Here is a 1,573-nt window from a genome sequence, read left to right as displayed (position 1 = left end):
GATGCATATATTGCAGAAATTACTCAACGCTTGAATCATCGTCCAAGAAAAAGACTCGGCTTTAAAAGTCCGAGTCAGGTATTATGGCAACAACATGGTGTTGCACTTCAAATGCTAATCTAAGTATAAAAAAAGAGTCCATTTCGGACTCTTTTTTTATCTGTTGATTTTTAACGTCCAAGCAGACCACGTGCAACAATTTCTTTCATGATTTCATTGGTACCGCCATAGATCCGTTGAATGCGGGCATCAACAAAGAAACGCGAAATCGGATATTCAGTCATATAGCCATAACCACCAAAGAGCTGAAGCAGATTGTCAGCAACTTTCATTTGCATATCTGTTGAGAAGCTCTTTAACGCTGCTGCAGTTTCAACATCCAGCTTGCCTTGCATATACAACTCAACATTCTGGTTATAGAAAGCTGCTGTTGCCAGCTCGTCAATCTTGGCCTGTGCCAGTACAAAGCGGGTATTCTGAAACTGACCAATCGCCTGACCGAAGGCCTGACGCTCTTTGACATATTGAGTCGTTACATCAATCGAGCCACGAATGGCGCCCAGTGCAGTAGCAGCAATAGCAGTACGTTCACGTGGGAGTTCCTGCATCAGATAGACGAAGCCCTGACCTGGCTGACCCAGCAACTGATCTTTCGGTACTTTGACATTATCAAAGAACAGCTCTGAAGTATCCTGTGAATGCAGACCAATCTTGTCCAGGTTCTTGCCTTTTTTAAAGCCTTCCAGATGCGTATCCACCAGCATCAAAGACACACCTTTGGCGCGTGCTTGTGGATCGGTTTTTACGGCTAATACGACTAAGTCAGCATGCTGACCATTGGAGATAAAAGTTTTAGAACCATTTAACAGATAATGATCATCCTGCAAGATGGCATTGGTTCGCATGGCTTGCAAATCAGAACCTGCACCCGGCTCAGTCATGCCAATCGCACCGACCACTTCACCAGACACCATTTTCGGTAACCAGTATTTTTTCTGTTCTTCAGTACCAATATGCAGGATATACGGCGCTGCGATATCCGAGTGACAAGACAGGCCGGTTGAAATGGCGCTATAGCCTGCTCGAGCTGACTCTTCAATCAACATTAGGGAATAGTGAGTCGGAACACCATAGCCACCATATTCTTCCGGAACATCGACACACAAGAAGCCATTTTCACCCATCGCATTCCAGACTGAACGCGGCATCATGCCTTCACGCTCCCACTCTTCATAGTAAGGCGCTACATGTTCATTCATAAAGCGTTTGAAATTGTCGCGGAAAAGTTCCAGGTCAGCATCGTAAGCCAGCATTCTTTTATCCTTATCGTGTTTATCGTTTTATTTCCTGTGCACAGGCTAACTATTTTTATAAAGGCTGTCATGTGCCTGACCTGTTTTTTCGCTAACTTCACAGTCAGATAAAAATAAAAAAGGAAGCCGAAGCTCACTGCTGTCCCATAGTTTGCTTTAAATAAAAAAACCTGAGTCCTAACAGTTAAAATATGAGTGCAAACAAACACTTTAACGACCAGGATTCAGGTTTTGTCACATCAGAATACCGTATTTCATGA

General features: G+C 43.7%; 1 protein-coding gene. It reads right to left on the bottom strand.

What is annotated here, in order from left to right:
• Positions 1-170 precede the first annotated feature (170 nt).
• Entirely contained in the window at positions 171-1,313 is a 1,143-nt protein-coding gene (locus tag FTV31_RS16700; RefSeq protein ID WP_005236468.1) for an acyl-CoA dehydrogenase family protein, read from the bottom strand.
• Between the last annotated feature and the right edge of the window lie 260 nt (positions 1,314-1,573).

This window comes from Acinetobacter sp. YH16031 (assembly GCF_013417335.1).
Classification (GTDB): domain Bacteria; phylum Pseudomonadota; class Gammaproteobacteria; order Pseudomonadales; family Moraxellaceae; genus Acinetobacter.
This window is presented reverse-complemented; position numbering and strand designations above follow the sequence as displayed.

Bases quoted from the DNA above. Each gene is read 5' to 3' on its own strand.
- FTV31_RS16700 (WP_005236468.1), bottom strand. From the start codon at position 1,313: ATGCTGGCTTACGATGCTGACCTGGAACTTTTCCGCGACAATTTCAAA.